Below are 18,618 nucleotides of genomic sequence, written 5' to 3' on the forward strand. Positions count from 1 at the left end.
GAATTTGACGCCGTGGACCGAGGCGAGGTTCAAATCGAGGGCGGATTCGGGAGCACTTGTCGGGCTGCGACAGCGGGATGGACCGTGGCGACAGTCGCCGTGGCACCTATTTTTGCGCGGGCGCCTGCGGTTGGGCCGGCGGCACGGTCTCGATCAGCTTGCCGGAAAACACCGGGGCGGAGGTCGGCTGGCCGTTCGGCGAGCCGCCCGCCTGCTCGATGGTGACGGCGAAGGTCGCGCTATTGACGACCTCGGCATCGTAGGAGGCGAGCAGTGGACGCGCGGTGAAATCGCCGGCGCCGATCACGCCGAGCGAGCGCGGGCGCGGCAGCTTGTCCGAGATCAGCCAGAGCTCGAAGCTCTTGCCGGGCTCCGGCGTCGCGCCGACCTTCCGCACCGTGAAATTCCGCGTCGCGCCATCGATGGTGAGGATGAAGGCGGGACCGCCGCCCTGGCCCTGCAGCAGCGCGACATATTGCGCGGAAGCGGCGAGCGGCGCGGCCGGCGTCTTCACCTCGACCGTCTGGATGCGCGGCGGGGGACGCAAAGCGCCCGGCAGCGCGTCGGGCAGCAAGATCTGCAGCGACAGCGTTACGAGCAGCGCGGCCGCGAGCGCGCCAATGGCGGAAGCGATGGTGCGCCAGCGCTTCACCCGTCTCTCGAGACGAATCACATTGCTGTCGTCGACCACCGGCGCCTGCGGCGTACGGACGACGTTGGCATCCGGCGCATGGACTTGCGGGATGAATTGCGGCGCGATCTCCGGAACAGCATCAAACTCGGGACGCGGCGCCTCAGGCGCCGCGGCTTCGGGCTGCTGCACCTCAGCCGACTGCGAGCTCTCGGGCGGAGATTCCGCAGCTGCCAGCGAGGGCGTCTCGGGCACAGGCGGCTGTGGTGGCGGCGAAGCTTCGGCAGGCGCAGGCGGCTCCTGCGCGGCGGTCGTGCGCGCGATCTCCGCCCTGATGTTCTCCCACACGATCGGACGCGGCTCGACCGAGCCGACCATCTGGTTGAGCACGCCGAGCCGATAGGCCCAGGCCTGCACGATCTCGGCGAACGCCGGGTCCACCGCCATCATGGTGTCGACCTGCGCGCGCTCGTCGGCGCCGAGCGTCCCGAGCGCATATTCCGCGGCGAGCGCGATATGGTCCTCCGTGTAGGCCATCAATTGCAGTCCAGAACCACCCTCATCATCCAAGCGATCACAGTCCGAGGCACTCCCGGATATCCAGCATGCTGCGCCGCAGCCACGTCTTCACCGTGTTGACCGGCGCTGAAAACTTCTCCGCCAATTGCTCGCGGCTCCAGCCGTTGTAATAGGCGAGCAGCACGAGCCTCTGACGGTCCGGCTCGAGCCGGCCGATGCATTCCAGGAGCCGCTTCAGCTCCTCGGTCATCTCGCGGCGGGCCAGCGGATCGGGACTTTCGGCCGCGACTTCCATCGCCTGAGGCTCTTCCTCGATGGAGGCTTCCGACTTCTTGCGGACGATGTCGATGGCGCGGTTGCGGGCGATCGAGGCCATCCACGTGATCGGCGAGGACAGGGCGGGATTGAACTGGCCCGCGCTGTTCCAGATCTTGACGTAAGTCTCCTGAATGACCTCCTCCGCGAGATCCTGCCTGCGCAAGATACGGAGCACGACGCCATAGAGTTTCGCGCGCGTGGCGGCGTAGAGGCGCTCGAACGCGGCCTGATCGCCCTTCGCCACCGCCTCAATCAACCCGACCAGCTCCGCTGGCGTCAGCATTCAGCCCCCCCAACACGCGGGCCGTCGCGTTCCGCGCAGACCCCGGCACCGCACCACCATAGCGCGCAGCCAAGCGGACCACCAAGGGGCGCGGCGCCACACTGTGGACAGCACATGCGAAAACCCGGACCTTGTGGGTCCGGGTTTTGGAATTTCTGGATGGTTGGCGCTAGCGGCTCAGGCGACGGCGCCGATGCGGGCACGCATCAGGCCGATGCTGTCGAGGTCGGCCTGCTCGCGGGCGTTCTCCTCGGCACGCTCGCGGGCCTGGTCGCGCTCGTCGAGCAGCTCGACCTTTTTCAGCTCCTCGAAGGCCTCGGCCAGTGCGGCCTTGGCTTCCTCGAGCTGGCCCTTGAGTTCGTCGGCCGAGCGGGTCAGGTTCTCGCGGCGCTGGATCGCGGCTTTGGCGTAGGTCGGGTAGGCGAAGTGCGAGGGATCGTTGATCCCGGCGCGCTCCTGCTCGGTCTGGATCTCGCGTTCGAGATCGACCGACATGCGCTGGAAGTCGGCGATCATGGTCTCGATCTGGGTGACCCGGCGGCGCTTCTCGTCGACCTGAAACTTCTTCAGGCGGATGAGGGTATCTCGTGACTTCATCGACTCGTACTCCCCAGAAGTCCCCCCGCTGCACGTGGGACGATACCGGTCACCCCACGGGCCCGAAGGGGGCCCAGACCGGCTCTGCTACTCTGTGGGATCGGATGATGACCGGACAAAGTTAGCGTTCCGTTTCCAAATTGCCGAGGATTTGCGCCAATTGGCGATAGCCCTCCGCGAGCGATGCCTTTTCGTCCTTGCGCTGGCGCAGGAAGGCTTCCAGCGGCTCGTTGAGGCGGATGGCCTCGTCGACCTCGGGACTGGAGCCGGCGCGGTAGGCGCCGAGACGGATCAATTCCTCCATGTCGGCATAGGTCGCCATCACCTGGCGCGCCCGCTGGATCACCGGCCAGAACTGCGGATCGGCCGATTTCGGCATCGTGCGCGAGACGGATTTGAGAATGTTGATCGCGGGATAGCGGCCGCGCTCGGCGATCGAGCGCTGCATCACGATGTGGCCGTCGAGGATGCCGCGGACGGCATCGGCGATCGGCTCGTTATGGTCGTCGCCGTCGACCAGCACCGTGAAGATCGCGGTGATGGCGCCCTCGCCCAATCCCGGCCCGGCACGCTCCAGCAGCTTCGGCAACTCGGTGAAGACGGTCGGCGTGTAACCCTTGGCCGTCGGCGGCTCGCCGGCAGACAGGCCGATCTCGCGCTGGGCCATCGCAAAGCGCGTCACCGAGTCCATCAGGCAGAGCACGTCCTTGTCCTCGTCGCGAAAATATTCGGCGACCGCGAGCGTGAGGTAGGCCGCCTGGCGGCGCATCAGGGCCGGCTCGTCGGAGGTCGCGACCACCACGACTGAGCGCGCAAGGCCCTCCTCGCCGAGATCGTCCTGCAGGAATTCCTGCACCTCGCGGCCGCGTTCGCCGATCAGCCCGATGACACTGACATCGGCATCGACGTTGCGCGCCAGCATCGACAGCAGCACCGACTTGCCGACGCCGGAGCCTGCGAAGATGCCCATGCGCTGACCGCGGCAGCAGGTGAGGAAGGTGTTCATGGCGCGCACGCCGAGGTCGAGCGGGCTGCCGACGCGCTTGCGCGAATGGGCGGGCGGCGGCGTATTGCGGAACGGCATCGGCGAAGAGCCCTGCGGCAGCGGCCCCTTGCCGTCGATCGGCTCGCCCAGCGCATTGACGACGCGTCCCAGCCAGGCCGCGGACGGCCTCACCTGGTTGGCGGCATTGGCGATGACCGCCTTGCAGCCGCGGCGCACGCCCTCGAGGCCGGCGAACGGCATCACCACGGCATTGTTGCCGGAGAAGCCGATCACCTCGCACGGAATGGTGCGGTTGGCGCCGGTCTCGATCACCAGCCGCGCGCCGACCGACATCGCGTGGATAGGGCCGGCCACCTCGACCATCAGACCGCGAACGCCGACCACGCGGCCATAGATGTTGATGCCGTCGATGTCGCCGATCTGTTCGGCCAGCGCCTTCATCGGGGGGCCTTCATCAGCAGCGCACCTTCATATGAGGGTCCTCATGAGATGGTCGCCTTCGGTGATCCCGGGACATCACGGTGAAAACCTTAAGTTTCGCCATATTTCTGAACGGCGCTTAACTTCGTGTTTACCCGCATCATTAATCATTGCGTCACTGTCTTTGAGACTGAGCGTGCCTCCCCTTCAGAAGAAGGCTGAGTCGCGGGAGTCGGTTAGGCCCGTCTCTTAAAGTGGAGCTTGAACGGAATCGGGTAACGAAAGCTGCTTCGTACGCAAGACCTTAGGGCGATTCGACAAAAATTGCACCGGGGGGACTTGCGTTCCAGAATCAGACTTTGTTAACCATCTGTTGTCAGGATCCGAATCAGTTGTTCAAAGGCGTTTTGTTGAGTGCCGCGAATGCGGCCGACCTGACGCCCAGGAGCGGCGACTATGGGGAACTGGCATGCGCGTTTTGCTGATTGAAGATGACAGCGCCGTCGCGCAGTCGATCGAGCTGATGCTGAAGTCGGAGAGCTTCAACGTCTACACGACCGATTTGGGGGAAGAAGGCGTCGATCTCGGTAAACTATACGATTACGACATTATTCTCCTCGACCTCAACCTGCCCGACATGTCCGGCTACGATGTGCTCAAGCAGCTCCGGGTCTCCAAGATCAAGACACCGATTCTGATCCTCTCCGGCCTCGCCGGCATCGAGGACAAGGTCAAGGGTCTCGGCGTCGGCGCCGACGACTACATGACCAAGCCCTTCCACAAGGACGAGCTGGTGGCCCGCATCCACGCCATCGTGCGCCGCTCCAAGGGCCATGCTCAGTCGGTCATCCAGACCGGCGACCTCGTCGTCAACCTCGACACCAAGACGGTGGAAGTCGGCGGCCAGCGCGTGCATCTGACCGGCAAGGAATATCAGATGCTGGAACTGCTCTCGCTCCGCAAAGGCACGACCCTCACCAAGGAAATGTTCCTCAACCACCTCTATGGCGGCATGGACGAGCCCGAACTGAAGATCATCGACGTCTTCATTTGCAAGCTCCGCAAGAAGCTCGCCAACGCCTCCGAGGGCCGCAACTTCATCGAGACCGTCTGGGGCCGCGGCTACGTGCTGCGCGAGCCGCACGAGGCCGACGAGCGCATCCCCGCCTGATCCCTGGGTTACGTCGCGAGCCCAGTCAGGCTCGCTCCTCCCAGCCTGGACCCCGCCGCAAATGGCGGGGTTTTCGTTTTTGGGGGGACGCTTCATTGGAAGCTTAACGTTTGAACCCCTAGCCTTCCCCTGCCGACGAATGGTCGCTGCACGATGGGGGAACGATGATCCTGCAATCACTCGCCGGCCTGCCCGCCTTCCTGGTCTATTTCTGCACCGGGCTGATCGTGATCGTGGCCTATCTGTTCGTCTACACCCGCATCACGGCGCATAACGAATTCCAGCTCATTCGCGACAACCAGCCGGCCGCGGCGATCGCGCTTGGGCTCAGCCTGCTCGGCTTCGTGGCGCCGCTGGTCAGCGCCATCGCGCATTCGGCCAACGTGCTGGACTGCCTGATCTGGGCGACGATCGCGCTGATCGTGCAGGTCATCGTGTTCTATCTCGTCAAGGTTCCGGTGCCGGACTTGTCGAGGCGCATCGATGACGGCGAGCTTGCCCCGGCGATCTGGCTCGGCCTGTCCTCGCTCGCCGCGGGCCTGCTGAACGCCGCCAGCATGATCTACTGACATGGCCGACAAACCCGCCAAGAAGGAGTTCGGCAAGCGCCGGCCAGTCGCCGAGCCGCCGCGACCGCCGGTGAAGCGCTCCGGCCACGTCGCGCTGCTGGTGATGGGCACGATCGCCGTCGGCACCACGGCCTATACCTTGATGCCGCGGCAGAACTGCGAGCCCACGCCCGGCGCCGTGCCGGGGCAGACGACCACGACCTGCACGAGCAGCAGCAGTTCGTCGGGCGGCAGCAGTTCGCGCTGGTCGTCGCGATCGAGCTTGTTCAGCGGCGATTCCTCCAGCCATTCCTCGTCGGGAACGTCGTCCAATGTCAGCCATAGCAGCGTGAGCCGCGGCGGCTTCGGCTCGTTCGGCCACGGCTTCTCGGGCGGCGGCTGATCCATGCAGCGCATCACCTGCCTCGAGCGCGACGACTGGCGGGAGACCGCCGCACGATGCGGCTTCGTCTTCCACACCATCGACGGCGAGCGCTATTGGGACGAGCGCGCCTATTATGGCTTTACGCTGGAGGAGATCGAGCGAGGCATCGAGGCGCCGACCGGCGAGATCGACGCGATGTGCCTGGAACTCGCCGGCCGCGTCATCGGCGACGAGCGTTCCTTGCGACGGCTGAAGATTCCGGAAGCGTTCTGGGGCCTGATCGTCGAGAGCTGGAAGCGCGACGACCGCAGCCTCTACGGCCGGCTCGATCTGAGGTTCGACGGCAAGTCGCCGGCAAAGCTGCTCGAATACAACGCGGACACGCCGACCTCGATCTTCGAGGCCGCGGTGTTCCAATGGACCTGGCTCGAAGAGGCGATCGAACGCCGTGTCATCCCCTCGCGTGCCGACCAATTCAACTCCATCCACGAGCGGCTGATCGCGGCATGGAAGGAGATCGCTGGGAGCCGTCACGTCCATCTCACAGGGATCACCGGCAACGAAGAGGACGCCGGCACGCTCGCTTATCTCGAAGACACCGCGCGCCAGGCCGGACTCTCGACGACGCTGCTCGACATCGAGCAGGTCGGCTGGCGCGACGAGGCCGGCGGCTTCGTCGATCTCGGCGAGAACGACATCGCGCTCGCCTTCAAGCTCTATCCCTGGGAATGGATGTTCCAGGACGCCTTCGGCGCAAAGCTGAAGGATGCGCCAACGCGCTGGATCGAGCCGCCGTGGAAGGCGGTGCTCTCCAACAAGGGCATCTTGCCGCTGCTCTGGGAGATGTTTCCGAACCATCCCAATCTGCTGCCGGCCTTCTTCGAGGACGATCCGCGCGCCGCCGAGCTCGGCACGTCCTATGTGCGCAAGCCGCTGCTGTCGCGCGAAGGCGCCAATGTCACGCTGGTCTCCGGCGGCATGCCGCTCGACGAGCAGACGGGGCCGTACGGCGCCGAAGGTTTCGTACGTCAGGCGCTGGCACCGCTACCGAACTTTTCGGGCTGCTATCCGGTGATCGGAAGCTGGCTGGTGAACCACGAGCCCTGCGGGATATCGATCCGCGAGGACGAGAGCCCGATCACGGGCAACCGCTCGCGGTTCTTGCCGCATGCGATTTTGTGATTTTGTCATTCCGGGGCGCGACAAAGTCGCGAGCCCGGAATCCATAACCACAGTCGGATGAAATGGCCCTGGTCTAACCGCCTGCCTATTTCGATGGCCTGTGGTTATGGATTCCGGGCTCCGCGCTTATGCGCGGCCCCGGAATGACAAAGAGAACTCATCTCGCCGCGGCGACCTTCAGCGGCTGCGGCATCAATCCGCCCATCGGACGGCCGGAGCGCGCGGGGTTGAGCTGATAGAGGCCGCGGCGATCGGCGATCGGGCGGAATGCATCGGTGATGCCGACGACGGATTCGGCAGCGCCCAGCAGCAGCGTGCCGTCGGCTTCCATGGCCTTCGCCATGCGCTCGAAAATCACCGCCTTGGTGTCCTGGTCGAAATAGATCAGCACGTTGCGGCAGAAGATCACGTCGAACGTGCCGAGATGGGAGAAGTCCTGCAGCAGATTGAGCTGGCGGAACTGCACCATGGCGCGAATGTCTGCGTTGAGCTGCCAGAGCTCGCCGGTCTGCGTGAAGTATTTCACCAGATGCTGGATCGGCAGGCCGCGCTGCACCTCGAACTGGCTGTAGAGGCCCGCCTTGGATTTCTCCAGCACCTCCTGCGACAGATCGGTGGCGACGATCTCGATGCGCCACCCCGCGAGCGCCGCGCCCATCTCCTTCACGCACATCGCGATCGAATAGGGCTCCTGCCCGGTCGAGGCGGCCGCCGACCAGATGCGAAGCGACTTGCGCGCCGCGCGCGCCTGGATCAGGCCCGGCAGGATGGTGTCGCGCAGGTGATCGAACGGAATCTTGTCGCGGTAGAAGAACGTCTCGTTGGTGGTCATCGCTTCGACCACGTCGGTCGCAAGCCGGCTGTCGCCGTTCCTGATCTTCAGGACGAGGTCGGGGATGCCGGGAACGCTTGCCTTGCGGGCGAGCGGCAGCAGCCGGCTCTCGACCAGATATTGCTTGTCGGCGGAGAGATCGAGACCGGAGCGCTCTTTCAGGAACTTGCGCAGATAGTCGTAATCTGCGGGCGTCACGAGCGGTCTCCAGCGAACAGGCGGTTGACCTTGGCGCCGATCTGGTTGAGCGGCAGGATCGCCGCGCAGATGCCGGCATTGGCCGCCGCGCCGGGCATGCCCCAGACCACGCTGGAGGCTTCGTCCTGCGCAATCACGCTGCCGCCGGCCGCGACGATGTCCTTGCCGCCGCGCATGCCGTCCGAGCCCATGCCGGTCAGGATCACCGAGAGGATGTTGCCGTGCCAGACGTCGATGGCGGAGGTGAAGAGCGGATCGACCGCAGGCTTGCAGAAATTGACGGCGGGGCCGTCGTCGAGCGCGATCACAGGATCGGCGCCGCTGCGCGTGACGCGCATGTGCTTGCCGCCCGGTGCGAGGTAGATCCGTCCCGGCTTGACCGGCTCGCCGTCGACCGCCTCGGCCGCCGGCCGGCGGCTCGAGCGCGCCAGATGCTCGGCCAGGATGGTGGTGAAGGTCGGCGGCATGTGCTGGGTGATCAGCACCGGGAAGCGATCGATCACGGCGCCGAGCTCGGTGACGAGCGACATCAGCGCCTGAGGACCGCCGGTCGAGGAGCCGATCAACAGCACCTTGGGCGCCTGGGTCGAGAACGGACGCGTTGACACCGAGCCTGACGAGGGGGCCGGAGCGGGCGCAGGCACGGCAGGCCGCGCGACAGGACTGCGCGCGACGGGAGCCGGGCTCGCCGGCGCCAGCGGCGGACTCGCAACCGCAGACTTGCGACGCAGCCGCGCGCCGAGATGGCGGATCTTCTGGATCAGGTCGTGATGGAAAATGTCCGCGGCCGACGCCTCACGCGTCGATTCCGGCTTGGGAATGTAGTCGGCTGCGCCGAGCGACAACGCCTTGAAGCTGATCTCCGCGTTGCGGCGGGTCAGGGTGGAAGCCATGATGATGACGAGATCGCGCTTCTTGGCGAGCAGTTGCGGCAGCGCCGAGAGGCCATCGAGCTCGGGCATTTCGATGTCGAGCACGGCAACATCGGGATTGATGCGGTCGAGCTGGTTGACCGCCTCGAGCCCGGTGCGCAGCGAGGCCGCGACCTCCATGTCGTGCTCGGCACCAATCCAGCGCGAGATCAGACCGCGGATGACGACCGAGTCGTCGACGATCATCACCCGCAGCGGCCCGGTTTCACGCGACGTGCCCGTGGTCGAATTACCTGCGAACGCAACACTCATTACACACCAACTCAGACTGAAACGGTTCAGTTGAAAACAAGCGCCGAAGGATCCGTTCAGCCTCCGGGAGATCGCTCAGATCAGGCCGACTTCCTGAAATTTCGCCGTCACGATGTCCTTGTCGAACGGCTTCATGATGTATTCGTTGGCGCCGGCGTGCAGAGCGCGCGCGATATGCGCGACGTCGTTCTCGGTGGTGCAGAACACCACCTTGGGCTGGTCGCCGCCGGGCATGCGCCTGAGATGGCCGAGGAACTCGTAGCCATCCATGACCGGCATGTTCCAGTCGAGCAGCACCGCGTCCGGCAGGCCGCGCTTGCAGGCCTCCAGCGCCTTCTCACCGTCCTCGGCTTCGAGGATTTGGAAGTCGAGCCCCTCCAGGATCCGGCGCGCAACCTTTCGGATGACGCTGGAATCATCAACGACGAGACAAGTTCGCATGTGAACCTCTGCTTCCTTCCCCCCTTTGCGGGGGCACTTCCAATCGCAAGTCCCTCGGCGGCAATGCCGCCGTATCAGGCCGCCATCATCTCGGGCGCGAGCTCGAGGACGCGGTCGACGTCGAGGACGACCATGAGCTGTCCGTCGAGGCGGTGGACGCCGCCGGCGAGCTTGGCCATGCGGGGGTCGAGGTTGACGGGGTTTTCTTCCTTACCGTCCTCGGGCAGGCGCAGCACCTCGCCGATCTGGTCGATCAGGAGGCCATAGGATTCGCCGCGCAGGTCGACGCCGACCGCCATCGCGGTCTTGCCGTCCTCGTCCTTGGGCAGGCCGAGGCGCGAGCGCATGTCGACCACGGTGACGATGCGGCCGCGCAGGTTCAACACGCCCGCGATCTCACGCGAGGCCAGCGGCACGCGGGTGACGCGCTCGGGCATGAACACGTCCTGGACGCGGGAGATCGGCAGGCCGAACAGCTGGCCGCCGATCATCGCGGTGACGTACTCGACCATGGCGCCTTCGCTGGACTGGGTCTTCTTGCTCATTTCAGGGTCTCCTGGTCCATGCCGCTCAAGGTTTAAGCCGCGGCCGCCCGGCTCAGCTCGGAGGCGCCGGCGGCGCCCGCGGTCTGCTCCTTCAGCGCCGCGATCAGGCCGGGACGGTCGAACTTGGCGACGTAATCGTGGAAGCCGGCCTGACGGCCGCGCTCGATCGCCGCCGGCGACACCAGCGCCGACAGGCCGATGATCGGCGTCGCAGCGAGGTTGTTGTCGGAGCGGACGACTTCCGCGAACTCGAACCCGTTCATATCGGGCATCTCGATGTCGGTCAGGATCACGTCGAAGCTTTGGGCGCGCAGTGCCGCGAGGCCCTCCTGCGCGGTCGGCGCGGTGCGGACGCGGTAGCCGGCGGCCTTCAGCACCGGCGCCAGCATGTTGCGGAAGAAGGCCGAGTCGTCGACCAGCAGCACCGACTGCGAATGCAGCGACGGCTTCATCTCCTTGCGGGTGAACCAGTCGGCGAACGCCATCGGCAGGAAGTGGCCGACGTCGATCACCTCGGTGGCCTGGCCCTTGATCACGGCCGAGCCGAGAACGCCGGAGGAGGAGCCGCCGACCTCGATGTTGAGGCGTTCCTCGACGATGTCGATGATCTCGTCGACGACGAGGCCCATGGAGCGGCCGTCGTCGGCGAACACCAGGATCGGCTGGGCGCCCTGGCTCGCAATGGTGACGCCTTCCATGGCCACCAGCGGCATCAGCTGCTCGCGGTACTGCACCATGTAGCGGCCGTTCGAGAACTCGATCTTGTCGGCCGGCAGCTCTTCCAGGCGCGTGACGAGGCCGAGCGGAACCGCCTTGGGCTGCGACGAGCCGGCGCGGAACACCAAGAGCGAGGTGGTCTGCTCGCCACTTCCGATGTGATGGCCGGCCGCTTCGTCACCCATGCCATGGGCCGAGGAGCCGGCGGCGCCGAGCGCCTTGGCGATGCCGTTGGGATCGATGATCATGATGACCGCGCCATCGCCCAGAATGGTGTTGCCGGAGAACATGTCGATGTGACGCAGTTTTGTCGACATCGGCTTGACCACGATTTCTTCGGTGTGGAACACGCCATCGACGACGATGCCAAAGGTCTGGCTGCCGACTTGCGTCACCACGATGAAGCCGTTCTCGGGATCGCTGGCCGCGCCGTCGTCGATCTTCAGGAGCTTCTTCAGATGGATCAGCGGCAGCAGCTTGTTGCGCAGACGCAGCACCGCGGTGTCCTTGATGCGCTCGATGCGGTGCTCGGAGTTGGCGCGGGCGCGGACCAATTCCACCACCGAGAGCTGCGGGATCGCAAAGCGGTCGCCGGCGGCTTCGACGATCAGGGCCGAGACGATGGCGAGCGTCAGCGGGATCTTGATGGTGACGGAGCTTCCTTCGCCCGCGACCGACTTGATGTCGATGGTGCCGCCGATCTGGTCGATATTGGTGCGGACCACGTCCATGCCGACGCCGCGGCCCGAGACCGAGGTGATGGCAGCGGCAGTGGAGAAGCCCGGCGCGAAGATGAACTTGTGGATCTGGGCTTCGCTCATCTTCTCGAGCTCGGCCTCGGTGACGAGACCGGACGAGAGCGCCTTGGCCTTGATCTTCTCGGTGTTGAGGCCGCGGCCGTTGTCGGCGATGCAGATGATGATGTGGCCGCCCTCGTGATAGGCGGAGAGGCGGATGGTGCCCTGCTCGCCCTTGCCGCTGGCGAGGCGCTCGGCGGGGGTCTCGAGGCCATGATCGGCGGAGTTGCGCACCATGTGAGTGAGCGGGTCCTTGATCAGATCGAGCACCTGGCGGTCGAGCTCGGTGTCGGCGCCGTGCATCTCGAGCTCGATCTGCTTGCCGAGTTCGGATGAGAGGTCGCGGACGATGCGGGGCAGCTTCTGCCAGGCATTGCCGATCGGCTGCATGCGCGTCTTCATGACGCCTTCCTGCAGCTCGGCGGTGACGTTGGAGAGGCGCTGCAGCGGCACCTTGAACTCGGTGTCCTCGTTGCGGCGGGAGATCTCCAAGAGCTGGTTGCGGGTCAGGACCAGCTCGGAGACCATGGTCATCAGGTGCTCCAGCGTATCCACGTTGACGCGGATCGACTGGTTGGCGATGCGGTCGCCCTCGCCGGCCATCTCGTCGGCCATCGACTTCTTCGGCGCGGCCTTCTCCTTGGCGGGCTTTGCGGCTTCCTTCGCCACGGGCGCTTCACCAGCTGGTGCAGGCTCGGCCTTGACCTCAGCCTTGGCAACGGGCGCGGGGACCGGCGCTTCGATCGCGGTCTCGCGGAAGGCGCGCTCGAGCTCGTCGAGCGAGACCTCGCCCGGACGCAGCGGACGCTCCAGGGTCTGATCGACCAGCGTGCCCATGGTCATCTCCTTGGCGGGGACGGCGGCAGCGGCGGGCGCTTCCGGCACCAGCGGCGGCGCATCGGCAACGGGAGCCGCAGTGCCGGCTGTCGGCATCGGCTCCGCCGAGCCTGACATGGCCGCCATGCCCTGCTCGACCATTGCTTCCAGCTTGTCGATGAGATCGCGGTCGTTGCCTTCCGGCTCGGCCTCGGTCGCCTCCAAGCCAGCCAAAATCTCCTTGATGCGGTCGATCGAGGACAGGATCACCGTCACCGCCTCGGCAGTCACAGGCATGCCGTCACGGAATTTGCCCATCAGGGTCTCGCCGGCATGCGCCAGCGCTTCCAGCCGCGGCAGGCCGAGGAAGCCGCAGGTGCCCTTGATGGTGTGGACCAGGCGGAAGATGTTATCCAGGATCTTGGCGTTGTTCGGCTCCTGCTCGAACTTCACCAGCTGATTGTCCACGGTGTCCAGGCTCTCGCTGGTCTCCGTCAGAAACTCCCGCAACAGATCATCCATGAAAACAGGCCTTCATACAGGAAGGGCGCGCACGAGGCGTGATGCGCCATTTCGGAATGGGGCCAGCTTCACCGCAAAGCGTTTAATATTGGTTGAGTATGTGCAAAAGAACGGCACCAACAAAGAGATAAGGCGCTCCGGACAAGCCGAAGCGCCTCGTAAAGATTGCATTTACGCGTCGGAAACGACGCTTCGCGTTTACGAAGCGGTAACGATGATGGCTTCGCCTTCGGGCTTGAGCGTCACGGTGAGCCCGCAGGCCTGCGCGAGCAGCCGCGTATAATAAGGCTGGATCGCATGCGCATCGGCAGCCGGCCCGCGCTCGCCGCTCAGGAGCTCGGAGATGTTCTGCGGCAGGCGTGCATTGTGTCCGGTCGCGGTGATGCGAAAGCTCATCACCTCGCCCTCGCCGACCGGATCGACCGTCAGCATGCCGCCGCGCGGGATCGTGTGCTGGGCGACGACCAGCATGTTGAGCAGCAGCTTGACGCGGTTCTTCGGCAGCAGCAGCCGCGGCAGATTCCAGGTGATCGAGCACTTGCCGTCCTCGATATGGCCCTTCGCCATGGTGTGGGCATCGCCGAGATCGATCTGCGCGCCGGAGGAGCCGGCCGCGCCGAAGGCAAGGCGGCAGAACTGCAGCCGGGCGGAGGCCGTCTTGGCGCTTTTGCGAATCAGGTCGAGCGCGAACTCGCGGTCCTCGGGCTTGGGATCGTCGTCGAGCACTTCGAGCCCGTTGACGATGGCGCCGACGGGGCTGATGAGATCGTGGCAGACCCGCGAGCACAGCAGCGCGGCGAGTTCGAGCATATCGGGAGCGGCAGTGGTCGCGGGCGACGAAGCGTCAGACATATAATGGGGTCCTGGAGGGTTCCTGGAATTGCACGGCGCTGGACGCCGCGAATCACGCATGCTTGACGGATGCTGCGGGTTCTAACATTCGCAACCCCGCGGCAGCTAGCTTGCGATCGGTTCGAGGCGGCCATAAGCCCGGGCGAATCGATCGGGGCGAATCAGTGGACGAGGAACGATATTGCCGACAGATGAGGCATGCAGGTGAAACGGATCATTGACGGAGCGGCCGCTGCCGGCCTGATGGAGCCGCTGACTGCGCTGGTGGTGAAGGCGGGCGAGGCGATCCTCGCCGTCAACCGCGCGGCCATGCGGATCGACGGCAAGCAGGATGGCTCGCCGGTGACCGAGGCCGACCTTGCCGCCGACCGCATCATCGCGGACGGACTCGCGCAGCTCGCGGGCGACGTTCCGACGCTGTCGGAGGAGCGGACCCAGCTCGCCTCCCCGCCGTTCCAGGGCAGCTTCTTCCTGATCGATCCGCTCGACGGGACCAAGGAGTTCGTCGCCGGCCGCGACGAGTTCACCGTCAACCTCGCCTTGGTGACGGACGGCGTGCCGCTGCTCGGCATCGTCTCCGCACCCGCACTCGGCCTGCTCTGGCGCGGCACCGTCGGCCGCGGTGCCGAGCGCGTGAGGTTCAACGGCGCGACGATCGTCGCCGCCGAGCCGATCCGCACCCGCAAGCTGCCGGCGCGCGGGGAGCCTTGGATCGCCGCAGTGAGCCGTTCGCACGGCGATGCCAGAAGCGAGGCGTTCATCGCCGACAGGCCCAATGCCGTCAGGATGACGTGCGGCTCGGCCGTGAAATTCGGCCGCATCGCGGAAGGCGGCGCCGACATCTATCCCCGTTTCGGGCCGACCTCGGAATGGGACGTCGGAGCCGGCTGCGCGGTCGTGACCGCGGCCGGCGGCAAGGTGACCGACGGCAAGGGCGGCGAGCTCCGATTTGGCCAGCGCGGCGATACCGGCTTCATCATCCCGGAATTCATCGCGTGGGGCGACCCGCAGGCGGTAGGCTGCGACTGACCAGGGCTCGTTACTGCCCGAGCTTCTCCTGCAGGGCCGGCCAGCGCTTGCCCACCTCATAGAGGAAGCGCTCGGGATCGGCGACGAAGGCGTCGCGATTGTCTTCCCGGCTGAACAAATAGAGCCGCTGCGCCACGATCGCGAAGAAATGCGGATTGGCGGGGACGGTGACGCCGCGGGCGATATCGACCGGATCGTAGCCGCCGAATTGCGGTCCGTAGATTTCGGGATGGGCCTGGAAAGAGGCGCGGTTGCCCTCGTTCCGGAAGCGCCAGACGGCCCCCCAGAGGTTCGCCTCGAACTCCGCCGTCCCCTGCACGGCCGCGCCGGCGACGAAATAAGCGACGGGGTCGAAGCCCTCAATGGCGACGCCGCTGAAGCGGTTGACGACGATCCGCTCGGTGGTGGCGGCGCCTGTCGGTCCGCCGGCACCGAGGATCCAAATGCCCGCCAGCAGGCAGAGGCGGCGGGCGATCAAGGCAATTCCGGGGCGCAAAGGGCTATCTTCCTGCCGTTGTGCCGTCATAGTTGCTGCGGATAACATCCGAGTCGAGGGGACATCCGGCGCAACCTAGGGCCATGCCTGTTGGCGTGAGGTTAAGGAAGCGACCGGATTCGGTACCAGGGGTTCTTTTATGACTTTCGCATCACGCCTTGCTGCGCTCGCGCTTGCCGCGATGATCGGCTGGATCGTGCCGGCCTCCGCCCAGCAGGCGCCGCCGCCTGACCTGCCGCCGCCGCAGCGGACCCCGACGCCCAATACCTATGGGCCGGACGAGCTCGTCACCGCCGGCCATCGCTTCTTCGGCAACGTCTCGCGCGGGCTCGCCTCGATCATCGAGAAGGCGGTCAGCCAATGGGGCCTGCCGAACGGCTACATCCTGGGTGAGGAAGGCTCCGGCGCCTTCGTCGCCGGCCTGCGCTACGGCGAGGGCACGCTCTACACCAAGAACGCCGGCGACTTGCGCGTCTATTGGCAGGGCCCCTCGCTCGGCTTCGACTGGGGCGGCGACGGCGCCCGCACCATGACGCTGGTCTACAACCTGCCGGCCACCAACGCGATCTACCAGCGCTTCGCCGGCATCGACGGCTCGGCCTACATCATCGGCGGCTTCGGCATGACGGCGCTGACCTCCAACAACATCGTGCTGGTGCCGATCCGCTCCGGGCTCGGCCTGCGCCTCGGCGCCAATATCGGCTATCTCAAATACACCCCGCGGGCGACCTGGAACCCGTTCTAGGCCCACGTCCTCCCCACTGCCCACCGATCAAGGTTAACGACAGAGCGGGGCTGGCTTTCTGCCGGCCCGCCATGGCATTGTCGTTGGTGAATTTTTCCTTAAGCTTGGGAGTTCTGGCCCATGGTCGAACCGATCATGTACCTGGCGATCGGTTTCCTGCTCTCGATGCTGTGCGGGCTTGCGATCGTGCCGCTGGTGCATAACCGCGCGGTGCGCCTGACCACGCGCCGGCTCGAGGCCGCCACCCCGCTGTCGATGGCCGAGATCCAGGCCGACAAGGACCAGCTCCGCGCCGAATTCGCCATGTCCGCGCGGCGGCTCGAGATGAGCGTCGAGCAGCTCAAGAACAAGACCACGAGCCAGCTCGCCGAGCTCGGCAAGAAGAGCGACGCCATCAACCGCATGAAGATCGAGCTCGGCGAGAAGAACGCCACCATCTTCGCGCTGGAGGCGCGCGAGAAGGCGGTGAAAGAGCAGCTCCGCGCCACCGAGGAGGAATTCGCCGCCAAGACGGCGTCCTTGCGCGAAGCCGAGATCGCGTTGACGGACAAGCAGGCCGAGCTCGCCAAGATCAACTCCGAACTGTCCGACCGCTCGATGATGGCGGAGAGCCGCCAGGTCGAGCTGGTCGCAGTGCGCGCGCAGATCGAGGAATTGAAGCACCGGGTCGGCGATGCCGAGAAGGAATTTGCCGCCACGCAAGCGCGCCTCGCACAGGAGCGCACCGAATCCGAGACCGCCTCGCGCGAGCTCGCCGAGGCGCGCGGCCGCGTCGAGAATCTGAGCCAGCGCGTCACCGAGCTCGACCGCCAGCTCATCGTGCAGGTCAAGGAGGCCGAGATGCTGTCGAGCCGCGTCGCCGATCTCGAAGGACGCCTTGCCACGCAGGGCAAGCTGCTCGCCGAGCGCGACTACGAGAACAACCAGCTGCGCCAGGCCAACGAGGCCAACGAGCGCACCATCAAGGAGCTGCGCGTCGAGATCGCGGGCCTCAGCGGCGGCAAGTCGTCGGCTGCGATGGAGCAGCTGCGCGCGGAAAAGGCCGCGCTGGAGGAGCAGCTGCGCAGCGCACGCGACGAACGCGCGAAACTCCAGCGCGACATCAACGCGATCCAGCAGCAGGCCGAGAGTTCCTGGGCGACCGAGCGCATGGAGAACGCGCTTCTGCGCGAGCGCATCAACGACATCGCGGCCGAGGTGGCAAAACTCGCGATGCAGCTCGAAGGCCCGAACTCGCCGATCGAGGCGCTGCTCGCGGCCGAGGCCGGCCAGCCGCCGAAGCCGGCGCCGCGCCCGGCCAACGATGCCGCGACGGGCGGCGCTCCAGCGCCCCGCCTGCCCGAAGGCGGTGGAACGCTGGCCGAGCGCATCCGCGCGCTCCAGGCCCACGCCTCCCGCGCCCGCCAGCAGGGCGCGTAACCGGCCAAAATCCGGCTTCCCCTGCGGAAGGCGCGACCTGACCAAGGTTTTCCGCCCCGGCGACGGCTTGAAACTTGACACCTTGGGCCGGCACTTCTAAATCGCGGGCTCCGATGTGCCGGCCGGCCCAAGGTTGCGGCCGCCTGCATGATGGTCCCGGGCGCATAGCTCAGCGGGAGAGCGTTCCCTTCACACGGGAGAGGTCCAAGGTTCGATCCCTTGTGCGCCCACCACGCTTCGCCAAAAGGCTTCGCGTGGCGCAGCCACCCCCAATGGCAGCGAAGCGTGTCCGGCGTAGCTCGAAGAGCGTAGCCGGACTGCGGGCCTTGCTTCCGCTCTGTCAAAAACTCGAAAACAACCCCATGCACAGTAGCCGACCTCAGTCGGATCAAAGGTTTACGAGTTTTCCGAATTTTCCTTGCTCCGTCGGGCAAAACAGGGGCATGATGGCATCATCGGGAGGGGCGCACGCTTGATGAGCATGCTGCGCCTGAGGGCCCGCAGGGCATCGCCGGCTTAGAGATTCAGGGATGAGCTGGATGACGCTCCCTCGCCCTCCTCGAAACTCTGGATACGAATCGCGATCGCGGTGCTTGCTGTGGCCGGCATCGGAATCGCGGCCATGGTTGGTCTCATCTGGTTCGCACTCGAAGGATTTGCCAGCTGCCGCAACGTGGTCCTGAGCTCGACGCGGTCGCCCGACGGCACCAAGGCCGTGTTCGTCTTCAGGCAGGAATGCAACGCAACGGTACCGGATTCCACATATGCGGGCATCGCACCGATGGACCGGACCTTTTCACCTGATCGCAGCCACGCATTCCTCGGCTTCGCCGGTCACGCGGAGATACTACCCAGCTGGCGCGGGAGCAACGTCGTCGAAATTGCGATGATGCCAGGGGTCGAGGGAGGCTTCATCCGGCACGATGAGAAGGTCGGCTCGATCCGGATCGATTACATATGATCTG

19 protein-coding genes and 1 tRNA gene are annotated in these 18,618 nt (G+C 65.7%); 9 read left to right on the forward strand and 11 right to left on the reverse strand.

Translation table 11 applies throughout. From position 1 onward, the window contains the following. Nucleotides 1-106 precede the first annotated feature (106 nt). The 4 genes from ACTEK7_RS23410 to fliI form a co-directional block, all read right to left on the reverse strand. A complete protein-coding gene (locus tag ACTEK7_RS23410) occupies nt 107-1,168 on the reverse strand; it encodes an anti-sigma factor (RefSeq protein ID WP_225147786.1) in 1,062 nt (353 codons plus the stop codon). 37 nt (nt 1,169-1,205) lie between these two features. After that, entirely contained in the window at nt 1,206-1,751 is a 546-nt protein-coding gene (locus ACTEK7_RS23415) for a sigma-70 family RNA polymerase sigma factor (RefSeq protein ID WP_036026817.1), read from the reverse strand. Between the two features lie 177 nt (nt 1,752-1,928). Beyond that, complete coding sequence (fliJ, locus tag ACTEK7_RS23420; RefSeq protein ID WP_025032035.1) at nt 1,929-2,348, reverse strand: flagellar export protein FliJ; 420 nt, start codon at nt 2,346-2,348, stop codon at nt 1,929-1,931. A 121-nt stretch (nt 2,349-2,469) separates the two neighbouring features. Continuing rightward, the gene (gene fliI, locus ACTEK7_RS23425; RefSeq protein WP_036011877.1) at nt 2,470-3,795 is read right to left on the reverse strand and encodes a flagellar protein export ATPase FliI; all 1,326 of its coding nucleotides are present in this window, start codon (nt 3,793-3,795) and stop codon (nt 2,470-2,472) included. Between the two features lie 448 nt (nt 3,796-4,243). On the opposite strand from fliI, the gene ctrA reads away from it, so the two are divergent. The 4 genes from ctrA (at nt 4,244) to ACTEK7_RS23445 (ending at nt 7,060) form a co-directional block, all read left to right on the forward strand. Continuing rightward, nucleotides 4,244-4,945, forward strand: coding sequence for a response regulator transcription factor CtrA (gene ctrA / locus ACTEK7_RS23430; protein WP_016848562.1), 702 nt, complete (start codon nt 4,244-4,246; stop codon nt 4,943-4,945). Nucleotides 4,946-5,109: 164 nt separating this feature from the next. Further along, the gene (locus ACTEK7_RS23435; protein WP_036011880.1) at nt 5,110-5,514 is read left to right on the forward strand and encodes a DUF350 domain-containing protein; all 405 of its coding nucleotides are present in this window, start codon (nt 5,110-5,112) and stop codon (nt 5,512-5,514) included. Nucleotide 5,515: 1 nt separating this feature from the next. Beyond that, nucleotides 5,516-5,896 (forward strand): hypothetical protein, encoded by a 381-nt coding sequence (locus ACTEK7_RS23440; protein WP_074448088.1) that lies wholly within the window; start codon nt 5,516-5,518, stop codon nt 5,894-5,896. A 3-nt stretch (nt 5,897-5,899) separates the two neighbouring features. Further along, on the forward strand, nt 5,900-7,060 hold the full coding sequence (locus ACTEK7_RS23445) for a glutathionylspermidine synthase family protein (RefSeq protein ID WP_225147787.1): 1,161 nt from the start codon (nt 5,900-5,902) through the stop codon (nt 7,058-7,060). 157 nt (nt 7,061-7,217) lie between these two features. Here ACTEK7_RS23445 and ACTEK7_RS23450 read toward each other — a convergent pair whose 3' ends face one another. From ACTEK7_RS23450 to chpT, 6 genes are all read right to left on the reverse strand, one after another. Then, nucleotides 7,218-8,090, reverse strand: coding sequence for a CheR family methyltransferase (locus ACTEK7_RS23450; RefSeq protein ID WP_225147788.1), 873 nt, complete (start codon nt 8,088-8,090; stop codon nt 7,218-7,220). Continuing rightward, entirely contained in the window at nt 8,087-9,274 is a 1,188-nt protein-coding gene (locus tag ACTEK7_RS23455; RefSeq protein ID WP_225147789.1) for a protein-glutamate methylesterase/protein-glutamine glutaminase, read from the reverse strand. Before ACTEK7_RS23455 ends, ACTEK7_RS23450 begins: the two co-directional genes overlap by 4 nt. 75 nt (nt 9,275-9,349) lie before the next feature. Next, nucleotides 9,350-9,715 (reverse strand): response regulator, encoded by a 366-nt coding sequence (locus ACTEK7_RS23460; protein ID WP_007600538.1) that lies wholly within the window; start codon nt 9,713-9,715, stop codon nt 9,350-9,352. A 74-nt stretch (nt 9,716-9,789) separates the two neighbouring features. Next, on the reverse strand, nt 9,790-10,260 hold the full coding sequence (locus tag ACTEK7_RS23465; protein ID WP_074448087.1) for a chemotaxis protein CheW: 471 nt from the start codon (nt 10,258-10,260) through the stop codon (nt 9,790-9,792). Between the two features lie 32 nt (nt 10,261-10,292). Then, a complete protein-coding gene (locus ACTEK7_RS23470; protein ID WP_474809623.1) occupies nt 10,293-13,112 on the reverse strand; it encodes a hybrid sensor histidine kinase/response regulator in 2,820 nt (939 codons plus the stop codon). 198 nt (nt 13,113-13,310) lie between these two features. Beyond that, nucleotides 13,311-13,964 carry a histidine phosphotransferase ChpT gene (chpT, locus tag ACTEK7_RS23475; protein ID WP_036009803.1) on the reverse strand — a complete coding sequence of 218 codons (654 nt, stop codon included), beginning with the start codon at nt 13,962-13,964 and terminating at the stop codon, nt 13,311-13,313. A gap of 198 nt (nt 13,965-14,162) precedes the next feature. Here chpT and ACTEK7_RS23480 point away from each other — a divergent pair, with 198 nt between their 5' ends. Further along, the gene (locus ACTEK7_RS23480) at nt 14,163-14,993 is read left to right on the forward strand and encodes a 3'(2'),5'-bisphosphate nucleotidase CysQ family protein (RefSeq protein WP_225147996.1); all 831 of its coding nucleotides are present in this window, start codon (nt 14,163-14,165) and stop codon (nt 14,991-14,993) included. Between the two features lie 10 nt (nt 14,994-15,003). Here the strand turns inward: ACTEK7_RS23480 and ACTEK7_RS23485 are convergent, their stop codons facing one another. Further along, nucleotides 15,004-15,489, reverse strand: a complete 486-nt coding sequence (locus ACTEK7_RS23485; protein WP_036009801.1) for a YHS domain-containing (seleno)protein — start codon at nt 15,487-15,489, stop codon at nt 15,004-15,006. Nucleotides 15,490-15,628: 139 nt separating this feature from the next. Here ACTEK7_RS23485 and ACTEK7_RS23490 point away from each other — a divergent pair, with 139 nt between their 5' ends. From ACTEK7_RS23490 to ACTEK7_RS23505, 4 genes are all read left to right on the forward strand, one after another. Continuing rightward, a complete protein-coding gene (locus tag ACTEK7_RS23490; protein WP_036009799.1) occupies nt 15,629-16,234 on the forward strand; it encodes a DUF1134 domain-containing protein in 606 nt (201 codons plus the stop codon). A gap of 120 nt (nt 16,235-16,354) precedes the next feature. Then, the gene (locus ACTEK7_RS23495; RefSeq protein WP_128266564.1) at nt 16,355-17,653 is read left to right on the forward strand and encodes a coiled-coil domain-containing protein; all 1,299 of its coding nucleotides are present in this window, start codon (nt 16,355-16,357) and stop codon (nt 17,651-17,653) included. Nucleotides 17,654-17,811: 158 nt separating this feature from the next. Beyond that, nucleotides 17,812-17,886: transfer RNA gene (locus ACTEK7_RS23500), tRNA-Val, on the forward strand. Between the two features lie 389 nt (nt 17,887-18,275). Continuing rightward, the gene (locus tag ACTEK7_RS23505) at nt 18,276-18,614 is read left to right on the forward strand and encodes a hypothetical protein (RefSeq protein ID WP_225147997.1); all 339 of its coding nucleotides are present in this window, start codon (nt 18,276-18,278) and stop codon (nt 18,612-18,614) included. Nucleotides 18,615-18,618 lie beyond the last annotated feature (4 nt).

It is taken from the genome of Bradyrhizobium sp. JHI2711 (genome assembly GCF_056156565.1).

Bases quoted from the DNA above. Each gene is read 5' to 3' on its own strand.
- ACTEK7_RS23410 (WP_225147786.1), bottom strand. From the start codon at position 1,168: ATGGCCTACACGGAGGACCATATCGCGCTCGCCGCGGAATATGCGCTC.
- ACTEK7_RS23415 (WP_036026817.1), bottom strand. From the start codon at position 1,751: ATGCTGACGCCAGCGGAGCTGGTCGGGTTGATTGAGGCGGTGGCGAAG.
- fliJ (WP_025032035.1), bottom strand. From the start codon at position 2,348: ATGAAGTCACGAGATACCCTCATCCGCCTGAAGAAGTTTCAGGTCGAC.
- fliI (WP_036011877.1), bottom strand. From the start codon at position 3,795: ATGAAGGCGCTGGCCGAACAGATCGGCGACATCGACGGCATCAACATC.
- ctrA (WP_016848562.1), top strand. From the start codon at position 4,244: ATGCGCGTTTTGCTGATTGAAGATGACAGCGCCGTCGCGCAGTCGATC.
- ACTEK7_RS23435 (WP_036011880.1), top strand. From the start codon at position 5,110: ATGATCCTGCAATCACTCGCCGGCCTGCCCGCCTTCCTGGTCTATTTC.
- ACTEK7_RS23440 (WP_074448088.1), top strand. From the start codon at position 5,516: ATGGCCGACAAACCCGCCAAGAAGGAGTTCGGCAAGCGCCGGCCAGTC.
- ACTEK7_RS23445 (WP_225147787.1), top strand. From the start codon at position 5,900: ATGCAGCGCATCACCTGCCTCGAGCGCGACGACTGGCGGGAGACCGCC.
- ACTEK7_RS23455 (WP_225147789.1), bottom strand. From the start codon at position 9,274: ATGAGTGTTGCGTTCGCAGGTAATTCGACCACGGGCACGTCGCGTGAA.
- ACTEK7_RS23460 (WP_007600538.1), bottom strand. From the start codon at position 9,715: ATGCGAACTTGTCTCGTCGTTGATGATTCCAGCGTCATCCGAAAGGTT.
- ACTEK7_RS23465 (WP_074448087.1), bottom strand. From the start codon at position 10,260: ATGAGCAAGAAGACCCAGTCCAGCGAAGGCGCCATGGTCGAGTACGTC.
- ACTEK7_RS23470 (WP_474809623.1), bottom strand. From the start codon at position 13,112: ATGGATGATCTGTTGCGGGAGTTTCTGACGGAGACCAGCGAGAGCCTG.
- chpT (WP_036009803.1), bottom strand. From the start codon at position 13,964: ATGTCTGACGCTTCGTCGCCCGCGACCACTGCCGCTCCCGATATGCTC.
- ACTEK7_RS23480 (WP_225147996.1), top strand. From the start codon at position 14,163: ATGCAGGTGAAACGGATCATTGACGGAGCGGCCGCTGCCGGCCTGATG.
- ACTEK7_RS23490 (WP_036009799.1), top strand. From the start codon at position 15,629: ATGACTTTCGCATCACGCCTTGCTGCGCTCGCGCTTGCCGCGATGATC.
- ACTEK7_RS23495 (WP_128266564.1), top strand. From the start codon at position 16,355: ATGGTCGAACCGATCATGTACCTGGCGATCGGTTTCCTGCTCTCGATG.
- ACTEK7_RS23505 (WP_225147997.1), top strand. From the start codon at position 18,276: ATGGTTGGTCTCATCTGGTTCGCACTCGAAGGATTTGCCAGCTGCCGC.